12 protein-coding genes and 1 pseudogene are annotated in these 14,948 nt (G+C 73.9%); 4 read left to right on the top strand and 9 right to left on the bottom strand.

Annotation, left to right across the window (positions count from 1 at the left end):
• Positions 1–54 precede the first annotated feature (54 nt).
• Positions 55–1,416: a dipeptidase gene (locus IF47_RS0120480; protein WP_031510342.1), complete on the bottom strand. Its 1,362-nt coding sequence runs from the start codon at positions 1,414–1,416 to the stop codon at positions 55–57.
• Positions 1,417–1,576: 160 nt separating this feature from the next.
• Here IF47_RS0120480 and IF47_RS0120475 point away from each other — a divergent pair, with 160 nt between their 5' ends.
• Positions 1,577–2,785: a geranylgeranyl reductase family protein gene (locus tag IF47_RS0120475; RefSeq protein ID WP_031510341.1), complete on the top strand. Its 1,209-nt coding sequence runs from the start codon at positions 1,577–1,579 to the stop codon at positions 2,783–2,785.
• Between the two features lie 55 nt (positions 2,786–2,840).
• Here IF47_RS0120475 and IF47_RS0120470 read toward each other — a convergent pair whose 3' ends face one another.
• The gene (locus tag IF47_RS0120470) at positions 2,841–3,302 is read right to left on the bottom strand and encodes a nitroreductase family deazaflavin-dependent oxidoreductase (RefSeq protein WP_031510339.1); all 462 of its coding nucleotides are present in this window, start codon (positions 3,300–3,302) and stop codon (positions 2,841–2,843) included.
• A gap of 157 nt (positions 3,303–3,459) precedes the next feature.
• Between IF47_RS0120470 and IF47_RS0120465 the strand changes: the two genes are divergently transcribed.
• Positions 3,460–4,194 (top strand): TetR/AcrR family transcriptional regulator, encoded by a 735-nt coding sequence (locus IF47_RS0120465; protein ID WP_031510338.1) that lies wholly within the window; start codon positions 3,460–3,462, stop codon positions 4,192–4,194.
• 120 nt (positions 4,195–4,314) lie between these two features.
• Here IF47_RS0120465 and IF47_RS0120460 read toward each other — a convergent pair whose 3' ends face one another.
• The 3 genes and pseudogenes from IF47_RS0120460 to IF47_RS32025 form a co-directional block, all read right to left on the bottom strand.
• A complete protein-coding gene (locus IF47_RS0120460; RefSeq protein ID WP_051717951.1) occupies positions 4,315–5,103 on the bottom strand; it encodes an AfsR/SARP family transcriptional regulator in 789 nt (262 codons plus the stop codon).
• A gap of 213 nt (positions 5,104–5,316) precedes the next feature.
• Positions 5,317–5,760, bottom strand: a complete 444-nt coding sequence (locus tag IF47_RS32030; protein WP_342667281.1) for a maleylpyruvate isomerase mycothiol-dependent enzyme family protein — start codon at positions 5,758–5,760, stop codon at positions 5,317–5,319.
• A gap of 23 nt (positions 5,761–5,783) precedes the next feature.
• Positions 5,784–5,933 (bottom strand): annotated as a pseudogene (locus IF47_RS32025) (maleylpyruvate isomerase family mycothiol-dependent enzyme); the annotation flags it as partial.
• Between the two features lie 218 nt (positions 5,934–6,151).
• Here IF47_RS32025 and IF47_RS0120450 point away from each other — a divergent pair.
• A complete protein-coding gene (locus IF47_RS0120450) occupies positions 6,152–7,381 on the top strand; it encodes an ROK family protein (protein ID WP_031510336.1) in 1,230 nt (409 codons plus the stop codon).
• A 140-nt stretch (positions 7,382–7,521) separates the two neighbouring features.
• On the opposite strand, the gene IF47_RS30310 is transcribed toward IF47_RS0120450, so the two are convergent.
• From IF47_RS30310 to IF47_RS0120435, 3 genes are all read right to left on the bottom strand, one after another.
• Positions 7,522–8,124 carry an ATP-binding protein gene (locus IF47_RS30310; RefSeq protein ID WP_051717949.1) on the bottom strand — a complete coding sequence of 201 codons (603 nt, stop codon included), beginning with the start codon at positions 8,122–8,124 and terminating at the stop codon, positions 7,522–7,524.
• Between the two features lie 175 nt (positions 8,125–8,299).
• On the bottom strand, positions 8,300–8,626 hold the full coding sequence (locus tag IF47_RS0120440; protein WP_031510334.1) for a hypothetical protein: 327 nt from the start codon (positions 8,624–8,626) through the stop codon (positions 8,300–8,302).
• A 144-nt stretch (positions 8,627–8,770) separates the two neighbouring features.
• Entirely contained in the window at positions 8,771–9,628 is an 858-nt protein-coding gene (locus IF47_RS0120435) for a DeoR/GlpR family DNA-binding transcription regulator (RefSeq protein ID WP_031510333.1), read from the bottom strand.
• A 277-nt stretch (positions 9,629–9,905) separates the two neighbouring features.
• On the opposite strand from IF47_RS0120435, the gene IF47_RS0120430 reads away from it, so the two are divergent.
• Positions 9,906–12,305: a hypothetical protein gene (locus IF47_RS0120430; RefSeq protein WP_051717947.1), complete on the top strand. Its 2,400-nt coding sequence runs from the start codon at positions 9,906–9,908 to the stop codon at positions 12,303–12,305.
• A gap of 51 nt (positions 12,306–12,356) precedes the next feature.
• Here IF47_RS0120430 and IF47_RS0120425 read toward each other — a convergent pair whose 3' ends face one another.
• Positions 12,357–14,816 (bottom strand): right-handed parallel beta-helix repeat-containing protein, encoded by a 2,460-nt coding sequence (locus tag IF47_RS0120425; RefSeq protein WP_031510331.1) that lies wholly within the window; start codon positions 14,814–14,816, stop codon positions 12,357–12,359.
• Positions 14,817–14,948 lie beyond the last annotated feature (132 nt).

Genomic DNA, 14,948 nt, shown 5'->3' with positions numbered 1-14,948 from the left:
GGCCGGCGCACCCGGGACGGGCACGCCGGCCGGCGGACGGTCACCGGCGGACGGTCAGCCGCGCCGGTGAGCGGCGTACTTGCGCAGGAACAGCGCCTCGGCGACCGACAGGCGCCGCAACTCCTCGGGCGAGACGCTCTCGTTGACGGCGTGGATCTGCGCCTCCGGCTCGCTCAGACCGATCAGCAGGATCTCCGCCTCGGGGTAGAGCGTGGCCAGGGTGTTGCACAGCGGGATCGAGCCACCCTGCCCGGCGATCTCCATCTCGACACCGTCGTACGCCTCGCGCAGCGCCTCGGCCATGGCGGTGTACGCCGGGCTGCCGACGTCCGCGCGGAACGGCTGCCCCTGGCCCACCTGCTCCACGCTCACCCGCGCACCCCAGGGGACGTGGGACTCCAGGTGGGCGGTGAGCAACTCGCCGGCCTTCACGGCGTCCACCCCCGGCGGGACGCGGAGGCTGACCAGCGCCTGGGCACTCGCCTGCACCGACGGGGTGGCGCCGACGACGGGCGGACAGTCGATGCCGAGCACGGTGACGGCCGGACGGGCCCAGATCCGGTCGGCGACCGTGCCCGAACCGATCAGCTCCACGCCGTCGAGCACCTTGGCGTCCTTGCGGAAGTCCTCCTCCGGGTACTGCAGCCCCTCCCAGGAGGTGTCCGCCGACAGCCCGTCGACGGTCGTCGAACCGTCCTCGGCGCGCAGCGAGTCCAGCGTCCGGATCAGCGCGGCGAGCGCGTCCGGGGCGGCACCGCCGAACTGACCGGAGTGCAGATTGCCCTCCAGGGTGTCCACCCGCACCTTCACCATGGTCATCCCGCGCAGTGTCGCGGTGACGGTCGGCAGCCCGACGCGGAAGTTCCCGGAGTCCCCGATGACGATGGCGTCGGCGACCAACAGCTCCGGGTGCTCCTCGGCGTAGCGCTCCAGCCCGCCGGTGCCCATCTCCTCCGAGCCCTCGGCTATCACCTTGACGCCGACCGGCACCCCGCCGTCGGCCTTCAGCGCGCGCAGCGCGAGCAGGTGCATGATGAGGCCGCCCTTGCAGTCGGCGGCGCCGCGCCCGTACCACCGGCCGTCGCGTTCGGTCAGCGTGAACGGCGGGGAGAGCCAGGCGCTCTCGTCCAGCGGCGGCTGCACGTCGTAGTGGGCGTAGAGCAGCACGGTCGGCGCGCCGGCCGGCCCGGGCAGGTACCCGTAGACCGACTGGGTGCCGTCCGGAGTGTCCAGCAGCGCCACGTCCGTGAACCCCTCGGCCCGCAGCGCGTCCGCCACCCATCGGGCCGCCGCCGCGCACTCCTCCGGCGGGAACTGCGCCGGATCGGCCACCGATTTGAAGGCCACCAGCTCGGCGAGTTCGGTGCGGGCCTGGGGCATCAGCGAGGCGACGGCGGCTGCCAGTGCTTGCGCCATGGGGAACGCTCCTTAGTGGTACTGCGTTGTGTGCCTGGGGACGGGATCACCGGATGGCAGGCGAATGCGTGGTGCCGATACTCCCACAAGGGATTCGGACGGCCGCAGGTCCTAGGATGCGGCGGTAACCGGAAGCGGCAGAGCGGGAGCGGTAACACACGTGAACAGCGAGAACGCCGAGGGTACGGACCGGCAGAACCGGGTGTGGGACGTCGTCGTGGTGGGAGCGGGTCCGGCCGGGGCGTCGGCGGCGTACGCCGCGGCCGTCACCGGCCGTCGGGTCCTGCTCCTGGAGAAGGCCGAACTGCCACGCTACAAGACCTGCGGAGGTGGCATCATCGGTCCCTCCCGGGACGCCCTGCCACCCGGTTTCGAACTCCCGCTGCGCGACCGGGTGTACGCCGTGACCTTCTCGTTGAACGGCAGGTTCTCCCGCACCCGGCGCTCTCGGAACATGCTGTTCGGGTTGGTCAACCGGCCCGAGTTCGACCAGGCCCTGGTGGAGTCCGCGCAGAAGGCCGGCGCGGAGCTGTGGACGGGGGTGGCCGTCTCCCGCGTCGAGCAGCACGGCCCGGCCGTCCCCGATCGCCGTACCGTCGCCGTGGTCCTCGCCGACGGCCGGACGGTGCTGGCCCGCGCCGTGGTCGGCGCGGACGGCAGCGCCAGCCGGATAGGAGCCCATGTCGGGGTGAAGGTCGACCAGGTGGATCTGGGGCTGGAGGCCGAGATCCCGGTGCCGCCGTCGGTGGCCGAGGACTGGGCGGGCCGCATCCTCATCGACTGGGGCCCGCTGCCCGGCAGCTACGGCTGGGTGTTTCCCAAGGGGGACACCCTCACGGTCGGGGTGATCTCCGCCCGGGGCGAGGGTGCCGCCACCAAGCGCTACCTGGAGGACTTCATCGCCCGCCTCGGGCTGGCCGGCTTCGAGCCCGCGATCTCCTCGGGACACCTCACCCGCTGCCGTTCGGCGGACTCCCCGCTTTCCCGGGGGCGCGTCCTGGTCTGCGGCGACGCCGCCGGAATGCTGGAGCCGTGGACACGTGAGGGCATCTCCTTCGCCCTGCGCTCGGGGCGACTGGCGGGGGAGTGGGCAGTGCGGATCGCCGACGCGCACGACGCGGTGGACGCCCGGCGACAGGCCCTCAACTACGCCTTCGCCATCAAGTCGGGGCTGGGTGTGGAGATGGGGGTGGGGAGCCGGATGCACGCCGTCTTCGCCCACCGGCCCGGAATGCTGCACGCGGTGCTCACCGGGTTCCGCCCCGCCTGGAACGCCTTCGCGAGGGTGACGCGGGGGACGACCACTCTCGGCGAACTCGTCCGCACCCACCCCATGGCCAGGCGGGCCTTGGAGAAGCTGGACCGCTGACGGGCCGGTGGACGGACGGCCACGGATTCCCGGCCCCCGGCATCCCGCCACCGGATCACTTTCCCCAAGAGATCCGGAAGACGGGGTGCCGGTCGGCTATGGCCAGCAGCTCCTCGTCGGTCGAGGAGGGGCCGACGCCGTCGAAGAAGGCGCCCACCTCCCAGTGCCACCTCTTCAGGTAGGCCCTCAGCACCACGGGCTTCTCGGTGTCCGGCAACTCCACGGCGGTGAACCGGTTCGCACGGCCGCCCAGGCGGAGTTCGCCTCCGCCGGCCGCTCGTAGGTTGCGCACCCACTGCGTGTGGCCGCGTGGCGCGACCAGGTAGTGCTCGCCTTGGAACTCCAGCGGATTGACGGGCGTGGTGCGCCACGCGCCGCTCGTGCGGCCTCGCACCGCCAGTGTCCGGGCTCCGGCCGGGCCGACGCCCAGCCGGATCAGGCCCTCCACCGCCCTGTTGAGCACGGAGGTGAACACGCCGGTCTTCTTGTGATGCTGTGTGTGGTGCTGTGCGGCCATGCCGGCCTCCTCGGAGAGGGAACCCGAAAGTTCGAGAGCGGGAGTCCATAAAGAGAGCACTGCTCTCTCGCGAGATCAGTGTTGCACCCCGGGCACCGCAAAGCAAGAGCAGTGCTCTCTTCCGTGTTCGTCGATCCGAAAGTGGCACACTGACCCCATGAACGCGATCCGAGGAGCCAGGGAACGGGCCCGTGCCGAGGTCACGGCGGCCATCAAGGACGAGGCACGCCGACAACTCGCCGAGGAGGGCGCGGCCAGGCTCTCCCTGCGCGCGGTCGCCCGCGAGCTGGGCATGGTCTCCTCCGCGCTCTACCGCTACTTCCCCAGCCGCGACGAACTGCTGACCGCCCTGATCATCGACGCCTACGACGCCATCGGCTCCGCCGCCGAACGGGCCCTGGCCACGGTGGACCGGGAACGACCCGTCGACCGCTGGCGCGAGGTCTGCCGGGCCGCGCGGCAGTGGGCCCTGGCCCGCCCCCACGAGTACGCGCTGATCTACGGCTCACCCGTTCCGGGCTACTTCGCCCCCGAGGTCACCATCGCCCCCGCCTCGCGCGTCGGCCTCGCCCTGGTGGTCGTCGTCCGCGACGCCCGCGCGGCGGGCCTCCTGCGGGAACCCGCCGACACGGCCGTACCCCGGGCCGTCGCCGAGGACGCCGACAGGTTCACCGCCCGGCTCGGCCTCGACCTGCCGGCTCCCGTGACGGCGGCGCTCGTCGCCGCCTGGGCGGAGCTGTTCGGCCTGATCGGCTTCGAGGTCTTCGGCCAGTTCAACCGGCTGGTGGAGGCCCGCGAGGAGTTCTTCGACCACGCCGTCACCCGCCTGGCCGAGGCAGTCGGTCTGACGGACGGGGACCGGAAGCCCACCGAGCCCCCGCCCGTTCTCTGACCTCCCCGAACGTGGGGCGGGTGCGCGTCGGAGCCCGACGCGCACCCGCTCCACGGCCCCACTTCCCGAGGCTCCTCGGACTCCCCGAGACACTTCCCGGGCGGATTCCGTCGCGGTCTCTCAGGAGGCCAGCGCCGACGTCGGCATCAGGGACGGGTCCTGACGGAGGATCCGCTCGTGCAGGTCCCGCAGGGCGGGGCCGGGCTCCGCTCCCATCTCCTCCGCGATCCGACGCCGGGCCTCCTCGTACGTCGTCAACGCGTCCGAGGCCCGCCCGCTGCGGTACAGGGCCAGCATCAGCAGCCCCACCAACCGTTCGCGCAGCGGGTGTTCCGCGACCTGGCGCACCAACTCGTGGACGCACTCGTGGCAGCGGCCCAGCTCCAGGTCGCCCTCCAACCGCGTCTCCAACACCATCAGCCGTTTCTCGGCCCAGCGGCGTCGCTCACCGGCCAGATACGGCCCGGTGAGCCCCTCGGCGAACTCGCCGCGCCACAGCTCCTCCGCCTCCCTCGCCAGAGCACCGGCCCGACGCAGATCGCCCGACTCGCGCGCGGCCAGCGCCGCGCGCAACAGCGTCCGACGTTCCGCCAGGTCGTCGATCCTCGCGTTCTCCAACCGGTAGCCGCTGCCGGTCCACACCAAGTCCGGCGCCGAGCGGTCGCCGCCCGCCACGGCGAAGGCCCGGCGAAGACCGGAGACGTACTTCTGCGCCAGATTCCTCACGTGGGACGGCGGTTCGTCGCCCCAGACCGCGCCGACCAGCGCGTCGTACGACATCGGCCGCCCCTCCTGCAGCAGCAGGACGGCGAGCACCGCCCTCTGCCGGGGCGGCCCCAGCGGCACTTCGGTCCCGTTGTGCAAGGCACGCAGCGGACCGAGTAGTTCGAATCGCAGACCCTCAGCCATGTGCCCTCCCTCGCTGCCCTATGAGCCTACGTCCTGAACGACGTTCCAGTGGATCTTCCAATGGACGGTCGGCGGTTCGCGCAAGCGTGATCGGAAAGAGATACACGCGGGGGAGACACGCGCCGAGGGCACAGGGGTACGCGCGGGGCGCACAAAACGGTCACCGATGTGATCCCCCGCCGGGCCGTTCCGGAGGGGATCACGTCGGTCGCGTCACCCGACGGCGGAGGCGGTGCGCCGCAGCTCGGCGAGCTCCGCGTCCCCCTCGACCACGAGTCCGTCACCGTGGGGCCGCCGGTTCCACAGGGCGAGGTAGAGGACCTCGGCCGGACCGCTGATCACGGTGTCCGCCGGGGTGTCGCCGTCCCGGCTCGCCCGGGGCGGCTCCTGGGGCAGGCGCAGGGTCCACGGTGCGGCATCGGAGGTCTCCACCCGTGGGACGCGGCGTCGGGCGCCGCGCACCCGGCTCGTGGGGCGGGTGTGGAAACCGGCCGGCAACTCGTCGATCCCGTCGACGGCGAAGGCCGGATCGACGGGCAAGGGGACGGACCCCGCCGCCAACTCCGCGTCGACGCGGTGGATCGCCGTCTCATGGGCCTGACGCCGCGCCCAGAAGGCACGCGGAGAGGGGGAGCCCCGGGCAGGAACGTCCGGCACTCCAGGGCTTCGGGCGCCTCCCGCAGGGCCTTCAACAGCAGTCGATGGCCTTCGGCGAACCAGTCCGGCAGCCGCTCGTCCGGCACGCTCTCCTTCTGCGGCCGGACGGGAGCCGCGCGCCGCTCGGCGACGATGCCGCCGGCCCAGCGGTGAACCGTGCCCCGGTGGGCCACCAGATCCCGGACGCGTCAGTCGGGGCAGGTGGGAACCTCGGCGTCCCAGCCCGCCCGTACGGCCGCGGAGAGCAGTAACTCTCCTTCCGCTTCGAGGGATTCGAGATGCCGATCGACGTCCATGGGGGGCGGTGCGTCTGCGGCCGAGGTGGTTTCCCATCCGGTTTCCACGGGCCACCCCGCTTTGTTTGGGAGCGATACAAAGAGAGAATGGGACGGTGACACCGACGCGCGCGACAAAGCCGGAGAGAGGCCGTGGAGCCCTCGGCCCGGCACTGGAACTCGTCCACACCGGCCGTGCGCCCACCCGTGCCGTGCTCACCGCGGAACTCGGGGTCACCCGGGCGACCGCCGGGGCCGTGGCGGCCGAACTGGAGGCGCTCGGGCTGATCACCGTCGATTCCCGTCCCACGGCCGCCGGCTCCCAGGGCCGTCCCTCCCACCGGCTGTCGGTGAACCCCGACGGACCGGTCGTGCTCGCCGCCCAGGTGCACGCCGACGGCTTCCGCGCCGCCCTCGTCGGACTCGGCGGCCGAATCGTCGCCACCGAGCCCGGCCGCCTCACCGTGGAGGCGGACCCCGCCCAGGTCCTCGCCGAGGTCGTCGGCGTCGGGGCCCGCCTGCTGCGCGAGACCGGGCGGCGCTGCCTGGGCGCCGGCCTGTCCGTGCCCTCCGCCGTCGCCGAGCCCGAGGGCACCGCTCTCAACCCGCTGCACCTGCCCTGGCCCCCGGGCGTGCCCGTGCGCGAGATCTTCACCCGGTGCCTGGCCGAGGCCGGTATCCCCGGACCGTCCGGCGACGCGCCCATGGTCGGTCACGCCGCCAACGACATCAACCTCGTCGCCCTGGCCGAGCACCGCCACGGAGCCGGCCGCGGCGCCCGCGACCTGCTGTGCGTGGCCACCGCGCACCGCGGTGTCGGCGGCGCGCTGGTCCTCGACGGCCGCCTGCACACCGGAAGTTCGGGCCTGGCACTGGAGGTCGGCCACCTGACCGTGGACCCGAACGGCCGCTCCTGCCACTGCGGCGGACGCGGCTGCCTCGACGTCGAGACCGACCCGCTGGCCTTCCTGGAGGCGGCCGGCCGCGAACCGGGCCCGGAGACCGGCATGCTCCGACGGGCCCTGGACCTGCTCCGCACGGAGTACGCCGCCGACCCGGCCGTACGCGACGCCGCCCACCTCCTCACCGACCGGCTCGGCCTCGGTCTGGCCGGACTGGTCAACATCCTCGACCCGGACCGGATCATCCTCGGCGGACTGCACGGCGCCCTGCTGGAGGTCGACGCGGAGCGGCTGCACGCCGTCATGGAGGAACGCAGCCTGTGGGGGCGGAGCGGCACCGTGCCGGTGTTGGCCTGCGCGCTGGAGCACAACAGCCTGGTCGGCGCCGCCGAACTGGCCTGGCAGCCCGTCCTGGACGATCCGATGGCGGCGCTGGGGAGCTGAGTAGGCGGTTCCGCACCGCCCGCACCGCCCGCACCGCCTGCGCGGTCCGTGCCGCCAGTGCCGAAAGAGACGCGGAAGAGGGAGGCACGGTCCCACGCGGGGTGCCCGCCGATCCCGAGGGGCCGGCGGGCAGCGAGGCGTCAGGACCGCGGAGCGACGGCTTCCGCGGGTGCCTGCGCGGAGGCGGGCGCGGCCGGGACGGCCGGGGCGGGGGCACGGTGCGGCGGCTCCGACCCCGGCGAGGGCTCCGGCGCGGGCAGCGGCTCCGGGGCCGGCAGCGGCTCCCGGCTCGGAAGCCCGTCCGTGACTCCGTCCGCGGCCCCGTCCGGTGCTTTCGTCGACGAGTCCGAAGCGGGCACCGGCAGGGCGAACCAGACCACCTTGCCGGTGCCGTCGTGCCGGGTGGGCGCGCCCCGGTCGTCGCCGACCGGGACCGTCGCGGCCGGTCCGCGCCCGCCGGTGTCGAGCGGCCTCACGGGAGCGGGGCCCTGGTCGCGCACGGAGAACGTCAGCCTGTCGGGGCGCAGGACGATCTCCACCGCGCAGGGCCTGTCCGATCCCACGTGGCGGTGGGCGTTGGCCATCAGTTCGGTGACACCGACGGCGGCCGGTTCGACGAGGGCGTCCAGCTCCCAGTAGCGCAGCAGAGCTGAGACGATTCTGCGGACCTGACCGGTCCGTGAGGGCAGAATCTGGAACTCCACCGTCCGCTGTCGACCGGACGTGTTGGGGTGGCTGATCACGGCTGCGGCTCCCTGATGACGGTTGAGGGTCCGGGCGACGGAGAGCGCGTCAAGCGTGCTGATGACGGCCGCTACGACACGGACATCAGCGTGATTCAGGTAACAAAAGGGTGCAAGCTGGGCGTGTCAATGGTGCACCACACCCGAGGGCGCCTCAAGAGTGTCGGGCAAGGAATCAGTGGGAAGCCGTACGCCGTTCGGCCCCGGCATCGGATTCGCGGGCACGGGCCCTGGCCAGCGCGGCCATCAGGCCGTCGCGCACCTGCACCTTCAGGCGCAGGGCGTAACGGTTGCCGTTGACGGTCGCCAGCGCGAAGTCCCGCGCGGCGTACCACGGTCCGCTGACCCGGACCTGCTCCACCGGTGCGCTGTCGATCTCACGTCCGTAACTGGTCAGCAGCACCAGGCGGCCGTCGCGGACGACGACCTGCCCGGCCCGGGTGAGCGAACGCAGCCACCGCGCTATGCGTACTCCGGTGGCACTGAACTCGGGCTCCGCCACAGTGCACCGCCTCCCACCTGTCACCGTCGGCCCGCCGTCACGCCGGACCGCTGTCGGCGCCACCCCACCGGGTGCCCCGTCATGCAGTCTGCACGCGTCCTCCCCGGTGCGCCAGAGCGCGCGGAAGCGTCGCGCGCGCCGGCTCTACGACCGGCGCCCCGCTCCTTCCCGCCGGTCCTCCCCGCCGTCCGCCTCCCCGCCCGCGACGACCAACTCCGGCAGGTACTCGCGGATCTCGGCGCGGACCGTCTCCGGCATCCCGTCGTCGGTCACCAGGATGTCCACCTCCTCCAGCGAGGCGAACGTGCTCAGGCCCACCGTCCCCCACTTGGTGTGGTCGGCGACCACCACGACCCGCCGAGCCGAGCGCACCAGCCGGCGGTTGGTCTCGGCCTCGGCCAGGTTGGGGGTGGACAGCCCGGCGTCCACGGATATGCCGTGCACGCCCAGGAACAGCGTGTCGAAGTGGAGCGAGGCGATCGCCGCGTCCGCCACGGGCCCCACCAGGGAGTCCGACGGGGTGCGCACCCCTCCGGTGAGCACCACGGTCGCCGCCCCCGGCCGGCCGCCGTCCACGCGCTGCGCGGCGTGGAAGACGTCCGCCACCCGCAGCGAGTTGGTCACCACCGTCAGCTCGGGGACGTCCAGCAGACGCTGGGCCAGCGCGTACGTCGTCGTCCCGCCGGAGAGCGCGATCGCGCTGCCCGGGGCCACCAGCGGCGCCGCCGCCCGCGCGATGTCCTCCTTGGCGCCCGACTCCAGTGCCGACTTCGCCTCGAAGCCCGGTTCGTGCGTGCTCGCCCCCGACACCGGCACCGCGCCGCCGTGCACCTTCTCCAGCACACCCTGCCGCGCGAGCGCGTCCAGGTCACGACGGACCGTCATGTCCGAGACGTTCAACCTGCGGGTCAACTCGTTGACCCGCACTCCGCCGCGGCGTCTGACCTCCTCCAGGATGAGCGCGCGCCGCTGCTCCGCCAGGAGGTTGTGGTTGTCGCTCACCTGGAGGTCCGTCCCCTCTCGTCCGCCGGCCGCCGTGCGAGCGGCATACGGGCACCTGTTCGGCTTCCCATCCTTCCACGGGCCCCGGACACCGCCCGCGGCACGATTGTGACGTGTTCATGCGCTTGTCGGGGTGCGCGGGGGCGGTGCGGACCGCCATTCTGGACACGCGACCACACGGTGACACGGCGACCACACCCCGCGCACACCGCGCACGCCGTGCGCACCGCACACATCGCACACCCACGGGGACACACGCGGATCGGGGGAGCGCACCATGTCCGAGAACCGGCCGGTCCCGGCGCAGCGAACGCACCGGGAACCGGCACTGGAACTCCTCGTGCACGGGGTCGGCGGCACCACGCCCCAGGAGATGCTCGGCGATCCGCGCACGGTGCGGATCACCGGCGACGACACCGCGGGCATCCACCGCCGCACCGAGGACGCCGAGGCCGAGAACCGTCCCGGGGAGCCCCGCGGCGGCCCGGCGGCGGAGCCGGCCCGGCCGATTCCCGAGGCGTACTGCTGGTCCAACCTCACCTCCGGCAACAGCGCCCGTGCCCTGTGGCTGCTCCTGCTGCCGTTCATGGTCGCCAACCTCGCCCACTGGATGCGGCCCGCCGCTCCCGCCCGACACCTCGCCCAGCGGGTCTACGACGTGTTGGTCCGCCTGGTGGCGCTCTCCCTGACCGTGCTGCTCACCGCCGCCGCCTGCGAGATCGCCCTCGACCTGGTGGCCTGGCAGTGCGCGGCCTCCGAGCGCTGCGCGAGCGACAAGTCCTGGCTCGGACCGCTCACCGAGGGCGGGTGGTCGTCGCCCGGACGCCGGCTGGTCCTGGCCGCCGCGCTGCCCGTCCTGCTCACCACCCTGCTGTGGTGGCTGTCACACCGGACCTGGAGCGCCTACGAGTCCGCCTCGCCGCCGCCGCGTCCCCCGGGCCCGGCCCAACCCCTGCCCGGGGGCGAGCGGCCCGCGCTGTCCCTGCCCGGCTTCTGGTACGGCCGCCGCCTGGTGTCCCGGCTGCGGGCCGCCCACACCGCCGCGGGACTGTTGACGGTGGCCTGCGTGCTGCTGACCGCCACCGCCCGCCACGACCACCGGCCCGACGGCGACTCGACCCTGGCCCTCGCCGGCTGGGCGCTGACGGCCGCCGTCGCGGCGGGCTGGGCGGCGGTCGTGACGGTCGCGGTCCGCAAGGGACGCACCGAGTCGGAACCGGACGAGCGGATCGACCGCTGGGCCTCGAAGGTGCTGCCGGGCGCCGCGCTGGCCGTCCTCGCGCTGGTCGCCGTGCACACCGCCTGGTCCCGCCCGGAGTGGGCCTCCTCCGGCCGACTGCCCGGCACCGGCGCGTTCGCCTGGCTCACCCTCCTCCAGGGCGCGCTGGTGGCGGCGCTCGCCGTGACCGCGTACGTCCTCCACCGGGCCGCACCACCCGGCGCGTGCGAGGGGCGGTGCGCCATGGGCGGCCTGGGCGGGGCCGCGGTGGCGCTGCTGGCGTGCGCGCTCGGCGGGGTGCTCACCGGGGGAGCGGCCCAACGGATGGCGGACTGGCTGGACAAGAGCGGCACACCGGGCGTGCCCGGCGGCGCCGTCGCCGGGCCGCCGGTGCTGCTGAGCTGGCAGGCGTCGGTGAGCCCCGTCCTGCTGCTGGTCGTGATCGTCTTCGCGCTGGTCGCCGCGGCGCACGTGTGGCGGGAGCGGCGGCGGCTCACCCCGGGCATCGTCGACTCCTACCACGGCGAACCCCGCGAACTGGCCTCCCGCAGCAAGCAGATCGCCCGAGCCGTCGCCCTGGCGCGGCTGACCGACTCCGCGCCCACCCTGGTCGCCGCCGTCGCCGTCACCACACTGCTGCTGGGCGCCGGCGCCCTGCTCGGGGCCACGCTCACCGACGAGCCGCCCGGACCGGCCGCCGGCACCTGGCCGGGGCCGCTGCCCGGGCTCGCCGAGGCGGTCCAGGCGCTGGGCTCCTGGCTGATGGGCGCGATGGTGGTGCTCCTCGTGGCGCTGGGCCGCCGCGCCTACCGCGACGCCGCCGCCCGCCGCACCATCGGCATCCTGTGGGACGTGGGCACCTTCTGGCCACGCGCCGCCCACCCCTTCGCCCCGCCCTGCTACGCCGAGCGCGCCGTGCCGGACCTGACCTGGCGGATGTGCACCTGGACCGAGCGCACCGGCGGCCGGCTGGTGATCTCCGGGCACTCCCAGGGCAGCGTGCTGGCCGCCGCCGCGGTCTGGCAGCTCGACCCGGCCACCCGCGGGCGGGTCGCGCTGCTGACCTACGGGTCCCCGTTGGAGCGGCTCTACGGGCGCTGGTTCCCGGCCTGTTTCGGCCCCGGACCGCTGAACGCGCTGCGCCGGGAGGTGGACTGCTGGCGGAACCTGTGGCGGCTCACCGACCCGATCGGCGGCCCGGTGATGATCGAGGACGACGAGCCCGTGGACCGCGAGCCGCTGAAGGACCCGCTGGAGTACGGCCGCACCCCCGAACACCCGCTGCCCGCGCCGATCCTCGGGCACGGCGACTACCAGGCCGACCCCGCCTTCGCCGCCGAGCGCGCGGCGCTGCTGGACAGGTTGGCCGCGGCGGGCGGGGCGTCCTCGGCGTCGGGCACGCCACCGGGCCGCCCCGACGCGGCCGGGGAGCCGGAGCGGCCCGTCGAGGCCGGCTGACCCGGACGGACCGGACGGACCGGACGAGGACGTCCGGTCCGTCCGAGTCGGTCAGAGGCCCGGAAGCGCCGGCAGGTCCTCGGGGAGCAGCAGGGTCAGGTCGTCGGTGTCCGGGGCGTCCAACTGGGCGACCCGGCCCGCGTGCCGCTCGACCATGGCCTCGAAGGTCTGCCGCGCGGTGCGGCCGTTGCCGAACGTCGGGCCCTTGGGAAGCTCCGTGAAGTACTTCAGCAGCGCCTCGGCCGTCCCCTCGGCGAGCCGGTACTCGTGCTCCTCGGCCTGCTGCTCGACGATCCGCAGCAGCTCGTCGGGCGCGTAGTCGCCGAAGGTGATGGTCCGTGAGAAGCGCGAGGCCACACCGGGATTGACCTCCAGGAAGCGTCGCATCTCCGCGGTGTAGCCCGCGACGATGACGACCACCTCGTCCCGGTGGTCCTCCATCAGCTTCACCAGGGTGTCGATCGCCTCCCGCCCGAAGTCCCGCCCGGAGTCCTCGGGGGAGAGGGCGTACGCCTCGTCGATGAACAGCACACCGCCGCGCGCCCGGTCGAACGCCTCCTGGGTGCGGATCGCCGTCGAGCCGATGTGCTCGCCGACCAGGTCCACGCGGGAGACCTCCACCAGATGGCCGCGCTCCAGCACCTCGAGCGAGTGGAGGATCTCCCCGTAGAGACGGGCGACGGTGGTCTTGCCGGTGCCGGGGGAGCCGGTGAACACCAGGTGCCTGCGCACCGAGGCGGCCTTGAGCCCGGCCTCCTGACGCCTGCGACCCACCTCGATCATGTCGATGAGGGCCCGCACCTCCCGCTTGACGCTCTCCAGACCCACCAGCGCGTCGAGTTCGCCCAGCACCTCCTTCGCCGGACGCGCGGCCTTCGGGGCCTCCTCGCCGGCCGAGGGGGAGGCCGCGACCGGGGTGGCGACGGACGCCGGTGCGGCCGGCTGCTGGGGTATGCCGCCGAGCAGGCCGACGGCCTGGACGGCCGGCCCCCGCGCCGGTTCCGGCGCGGGCTCCGGCGGAGCGGCGCTCTGGTCGCCGGTGCAGTCCTCGACGATCGGGCCCGCGCCCTGGGCGGAACCCCCGTCGGCGAACTCGTACCCCCCGCGCGCGCACCGCTCGGTGCGGCAGCGGCGCAGCGTCGCGCGGCAGCCGTCGATCACGTGGAAGCCGTAGCCCTGGGAGCCGGTCACCCGGCAGTCGACGAAGGTGCCGCGGCCCTCGGCGGAGACGTAGACCCCCGCCTCCACGGGGCCGGTGACGGTGCAGCGCTCGACGGTCGGATCGGCGCCCTTGGTGACGATCACGCCGGTGCCCGTCGCGTCGATCGCGCAGTTGGCCAGGGTGCCGCCGCTGCCGTGGTCGCGGAACCAGGCGCCGGTGCCGGCCTCCCGGACCCGGCAGTCGTCGAGCTGCACCGTCCCGCCGTCGCTCACCGACACCGCCGTGTTGCGGACCTGCGCCAGATCGCTGTCGAGGACGTCCGCGCGCGAGCCGCGGTCCAGGACGAACAGCGCGTCCGGCACGTCCTGCACCCGACAGGACTCCAGCACCGCGGAGGCGCCGTCGCTCACCCACACCGCCGGGTAGTGGCCCGTGCTCTCCCGGATCTCGCATCCGTTGGCGTCCACCCGGGTGCCCGGGTCCCACACGGACAGGCCGTTGCGGCCGAAGCGGCGCACCGTGGTGCGGGTCAGCGTCAGCACCGAGCGCGACCGCAGGTCGACCGCGTTCTCCGGGATGTCGTGGATCTCGCAGTCGGCGAGGGTGAGCACCGCGTCGGTGTCGAGGGTGACGCCGTCGGCGGTGGTGCGGTGCACCCGGCAGTCGACGAGGTGCCCCGAGGCGCGGGAGGCGATCTGCACCCCGGCGCCCCTGATCTCGTACACCTCGCAGCCCACGGCCTCCGCCGCGCTGCCCTCCCCGGCCAGCGACAGCCCCGCGCCCGAGGCGTGGTGGACGCGGCAGCGCTCCAGCCGGGGGTGGGCGCCGTCGTGCACCGCGACCCCGGCCTGTCCGGCCGCGACCACCTCGCACTCCTCGAACAGTCCGCCCGCGCCGCCGCTGACGCTGATGCCGACGCCGGCCGGATTGTCCACGGTGCAGCGGCGCAGGGTCGGCCGGGCCCCGGCCCGCACCTCGATGCCCGCCGCCGAGCGCGTCACCACCCGCAGGCCGGACAGTTCGGCCGTGCAGTCCTCGACCAACAGCGCGGGAGCCGTCGCGTCCTGCCCCTCGATCTGGAGGTCCCGCACGACCGCCGCGGAGCGCACGGTCAGCGCCACGCCGTCGGCCGGGGCGATCCGCACCGAGCCGCTCTCCGCGCGCTCGGGGCCGCGCAGGGTGACGGCGCGGTCGATCACCAGGTTCTCGCGGTAGGTGCCGGGAGCCACCGTCAGGACGTCGCCGTCGCCCGCGGCCTGGAGGGCGTCCGAGAGAGTCGCGTAATCTCCCGTGCGGCGCCGCCACCGCGACGTTCCGGTGTGCGTCACCTGGACCGAGCCCTGTGCCATGGACCGCCTTGCCCCAAACCTCGTGCGAACGTCGATCGCGTTGCCGCGTACAGGTGCACCACCGTAGCGCGTGCCGGAGCGAGGGGATGACCGGTCCACCCGCACGGGCCGGTACGGGCGGACTCCGGCCGG

The organism is Streptomyces megasporus, assembly GCF_000718985.1.
Taxonomy (GTDB): domain Bacteria; phylum Actinomycetota; class Actinomycetes; order Streptomycetales; family Streptomycetaceae; genus Streptomyces; species Streptomyces megasporus.
The sequence above is the reverse complement of the archived record's forward strand: the minus strand, read 5'-3'. Positions and strand labels throughout refer to the sequence as shown.

Coding starts and splice junctions, on each gene's coding strand:
- IF47_RS0120480 (WP_031510342.1), bottom strand. CDS start 1,416: ATGGCGCAAGCACTGGCAGCCGCCGTCGCCTCGCTGATGCCCCAGGCC.
- IF47_RS0120470 (WP_031510339.1), bottom strand. CDS start 3,302: ATGGCCGCACAGCACCACACACAGCATCACAAGAAGACCGGCGTGTTC.
- IF47_RS0120465 (WP_031510338.1), top strand. CDS start 3,460: ATGAACGCGATCCGAGGAGCCAGGGAACGGGCCCGTGCCGAGGTCACG.
- IF47_RS0120460 (WP_051717951.1), bottom strand. CDS start 5,103: ATGGCTGAGGGTCTGCGATTCGAACTACTCGGTCCGCTGCGTGCCTTG.
- IF47_RS0120430 (WP_051717947.1), top strand. CDS start 9,906: ATGTCCGAGAACCGGCCGGTCCCGGCGCAGCGAACGCACCGGGAACCG.
- IF47_RS0120425 (WP_031510331.1), bottom strand. CDS start 14,816: ATGGCACAGGGCTCGGTCCAGGTGACGCACACCGGAACGTCGCGGTGG.